This is a genomic window from Bartonella grahamii ATCC 700132 (assembly GCF_000518085.1).
In the GTDB taxonomy this organism is placed as follows: Bacteria; Pseudomonadota; Alphaproteobacteria; order Rhizobiales; family Rhizobiaceae; genus Bartonella; species Bartonella grahamii.
The window spans coordinates 1-4190 of the sequence record NZ_JACX01000048.1; the positions used below are offsets into that span (position 1 = coordinate 1).

The 4190-nt window shown below is 45.0% G+C and carries 3 protein-coding genes and 1 pseudogene; all 4 read right to left on the minus strand.

Features of this window, described 5'->3' with window-relative positions; translation table 11 throughout:
* Window positions 1-840, minus strand: an 840-nt coding sequence (locus U736_RS0108465) for a N4-gp56 family major capsid protein (protein ID WP_026500662.1), incomplete at its 3' end; no start/stop codon positions are given.
* A 97-nt stretch (window positions 841-937) separates the two neighbouring features.
* A complete protein-coding gene (locus U736_RS0108470) occupies window positions 938-1849 on the minus strand; it encodes a hypothetical protein (protein WP_026500663.1) in 912 nt (303 codons plus the stop codon).
* Window positions 1850-1860: 11 nt separating this feature from the next.
* A complete protein-coding gene (locus U736_RS0108475; RefSeq protein WP_026500664.1) occupies window positions 1861-3915 on the minus strand; it encodes a portal protein in 2055 nt (684 codons plus the stop codon).
* A pseudogene (locus tag U736_RS0108480) lies at window positions 3900-4190 on the minus strand (PBSX family phage terminase large subunit); the annotation flags it as partial. The gene U736_RS0108475 and the pseudogene U736_RS0108480, both read right to left, overlap by 16 nt.

The following is a 4190-nucleotide window of genomic DNA, read 5'->3' on the forward strand; positions in this document are numbered from 1 at the left end:
GACATGTTCAGCTTCACGCAAAATGACACCGTTATACATCCCCAGAGAGCCCTCAAAAATTGGGTTCTTAGCTCCAGAGCCATCATAAGCTGCCTTGGTAATGTCTAACCATTGACCACTCTTTGTATTGGTGCGCAATTGGGTCACCTGTGTTGGGTGGAGATACATCACATATGCCGATTTTCCATCAACACGAACAGGGCGCAAACGTGGATTAGCAAGTTTAGCGCGTTCAACAGCTTTATCTATAAGATCTAATGTAAAAACATCGTCTTTTGTAAGTTCTTCATCAGTCTTTTTCTTATTGGCACGAATAACACGCAGTTTGCTTGGCTCTAATGGAGCATTAAAACCATAATGTACGGGTTTAAGGGTTATGGTGCGTCCTTCGAAGTGAATCCATGGTGCTGTATAACCTGCTGCCTGAATGAAGAACATCAAACTTAAGCGATCTGCATACCAATCAACAAGCCCATCTTTTGCTTCTGTTCGTAAATTAAATAAAACACGTTGTTGATCAATGGTGCCTTCATATTTTACGCGTACAGCATGAGAAAGCTCGTTAATGCGCACCGTTTCATTCATAAATTGGAGTGCTTCTTCATTGCCTTCCAGCGTTTGTCCCTCGCTAACGCCATCCCCCATAAGTTGGACGCGTAATCCACTCGTCACAGAGTCACCAGCGGATTTTCCTAGCATATCCAATACTTGAATAATGCTGTTTTTGCCTTTTCCCATCAGCGGTGCAATGGGCAACGCTTTTGAAGTTTCTGTGTTTAGCATCTTAGCCCAAACGCCAACGGCTAATGGGTCATTAAGATTTACCTGTGTTACTGCCATTTCAATCAATGCCTTTCTTGGTTTTTAAAACTTGCCTTGCGGCTCCCCCAAACGATAACAATCACTTGGTTCTCTCTGTTGCGTCACCACGCACATCTCACGCTCTGCTCATAATTTGTTCAAATTTTTCGGGATTTTTCTCAACCCATACAGCAAATTCGGCTTCTGGCATGGAAAAAAGCGTTCTCACATCCATACCACCTGTTGGAACTTGCCCGCCACGCGCTGTAAGCGTACGCGCTGCTTGAGAGCGCTCTTGAAGAGCTCCCACTTCGTCCTTAACGGGCGCTCCACTATAGCCAAAAGCTTTCGCTTTTTGCACCAGCACCTCAATTGGATTTATACCGGCTTTCTGACACTGCTGGCATATTTGGCGCAATTCAGCACCAATTTGCTGTTGCCGTGCCTCTGGGTCTTTCCATTGCGGATAAAGGCTTGCTTGCGCTTGTAAGACACTGTCTGCTCTTTCATAGAGATAGTCCGTGATACTATCTAAATCTGGATATTTATCTTGTACTTGCGCTTTGGCTTCCTCGAAATAATCCCCCAACTTTTGGCGTTCATATTCCTCTTGACTCATGCGCTCTTGGCTCTCTCTCATATGAGAAAACTCATCAAGCAATTTCTGTTGTTCTTGTACCTTATGACTAAGCCATGCAACATGTGCTTTTGGATCGTCTTCTAGGGTGGGAATATTTTCCTCACGGCGGCGCGTGATTTCTTCCTGCATGGCGGCATATTTTTGCGCAAGTTCAATAGCCAATTCACGCGCTTCAATGGCGCTTTGTTCTGCCTTTTGGCGTGCTTGCCGCTCTTGCTCTAATTTATCAGATCCTATTGCATCAGAGTTTGGCTGCTCTCCAACTGGTTCTACAGCTGGCTGTTCAGAACTTTCCTCTGCATCCAAAACTTCCTCAACTTGTTCAGGCTCGACCAACTCAACAGCATTATCACTGGCAAAATGTTCATCATAGATTGCTTGTTCTTCAGGCGTAAACTCTTCTTCCATATTCTGTCCCTTCAATGTGCTATTATATTTTTTGTCAAAACTCGATAGTGTTCCAACTGTGCCTGTAAAGCTTTGCGTTCTAAATCACGCTGCGCTATCTCATTTTTTGCCTGTTGAAGCTCAAGTTGCATCCGCGCTTGTTCTTGCTTCAAGAAAAGTTCGATATTTTTCTGCTGCAATGCTGCTTGTTTCTGCTGTGCATCAAGTTGATAGAGTGTGCTCTTTGCCTGTGCTTCCTGCTGTAAAACAGCAATCTTTGCTTGTTGCTCAGGGGTTAATTGCGCCCCTTGGCTTTGTTGCATCATCTGTTGTTGCTGTTGTTCTTGTTGTGCCTGCTGTGCTTTTGCCGTTAAATTTGCTACCAATGTTGCCGGTAGTGGGGAAAGCTTTAAAAGATCTGGAATCATCTCCGGTGTTAAGAACCCACCAAGCAAAGGCAACATTTGCGTAATTGCCGCAAAAGTTTTTTCTTTTTCATTAGGGCTTGTAGGTGAATCATCAACAATAATGTCATACTCAAGCGTCGTAACAGCTTCACGCGTCAACGGCACATATTGGGCATTCTCTTGTCCAGAAATACGTACCAGACGCCCATCAGAGAGATAATTCTGGATAAGATAAAGGATAATTTTTCCTTGTCTGCACCGATAAAGCTTGAGATTATCAAATAAACCTGCAAGCAAATTAAGCGTTGATTGCCGGCGTGTATTTTCCAGAACATTCGCTTGATTAACCTCCCGTGTTCCAATAAACTCGGCCGATAACCCTGTTACATGCGTTATCGCTTCACGCGATTCATTAAACAGCTGGAAAAATCCATTGGGAAATTGTGCACTTGGCTTTGGTTGAATTTTCCCTCCTGTAAGCGCGCCATTTTTAACCCAAGTAATCGTATCCGTTCGCGCCCAGCTTTCTAACGCTTGGCGATCATCATCGAAAGCGCCTCGTTCTGCCATCAAGCCGCCCTTAGACTGGCTATTAAGGATATACATCACTTGGCTAAAATATTTATTCGACCATTTCTGCGGGTCTTTTGCGGGGCGAACAATCCCGTAAAACTGGTTTTTAAGCTTATCCAGCGTGCCCGTGATACATTCCCAACCTAGCTGCTCATCAGGTGCTAATGGCTTATCGGGCTGGCTTAAAAGACGTCGTCCCAGAAAAGCGCGTCTCACCACTTTTTTATTAAAGCGTGCGCCTTGTAACTGTGGCATGATCCTTTGAAGCTGTTCAAACTCCTGTTTGCTATAGTTGCGCATCTGACCGGTTTGAATATCGGGCGCCTTGTAAGTGGTCTCATATTCAAACCAACGGCATTCAACCAGCGTAACATAGCGTTTCCCAGAACACGGCTCTGAAAGAGAAGACGCATTGGAGTCATCATGATACGCATCAAGCGACACATGAGAATCCTCAGAAGCGGTTGTACTATCGATAGCCCAATCGGCGTTAAGATCTTCAACAGCAACATCAGGAAAAAGACTTTTAGCATCCTCAACGGATTTGCGATCAACATACCACATACGCTGTGCGTCAATGAGATTTGGTCTTACAGCATTGGCATCCCAAACCATTTTTAAGGGATCTAAACGTTGAACAGCGGGTATCCCTTCGGGATCTGTATCATAATCAAGCCGCGTATCTGTCCAGCCCATACCGCAAATAACCATATCCTGAAAAGCATCGGAATCTGCATATTCCGCCTCTGCCTCATCACGAAACCATTCTGCTGCTCCAGTAAGCAATTCATTGGGTATTGCTGCTCCCATTTGCCGTGGTTGAAACTGTACTTCGCGCTTATTATTACGCTCCGCCCCAACAATAGCATTCACAAGGGGTGCAATGCGGTTAAAAGTCATGACAGGACGGCGTTGCTCTTTTAAAACCGCAAGATCTTCTTCCGCCCATTGACGACCATTATAAAAATCAAAATCTTCACGCGCCTGTTCACGCCATTCATTAACATGTTCAATATCTTCTGCGTACCAAGACTTTAAACGCTTATAGAGTTCATATTCATCGAGGATTGTTGTTTTTTGAAAGTCTTGATCTAGAATGCCATCCATGATGCCGCTTCTCTTTCCATAGTGCAATAACGCTCTTGCTTGGGTTTGACATTGGGTGCTTCGTAGACAATGCACATCAGTCCAAAGGCATCCGCCCCATGGCTCGACCAATCATGCTCTGCACCCAAACCAATGCCGCGCTTCTCATCCCATTTCTCGTGATACCAATTCAGCGCCTTACGCCCTGCTACCGTCGTCTTTTCATTGAACCAAACAGACGGCAAAATACGACGCACCGCCTCTATACGCATCTTAACCGCCCCTGCTCCCTGATT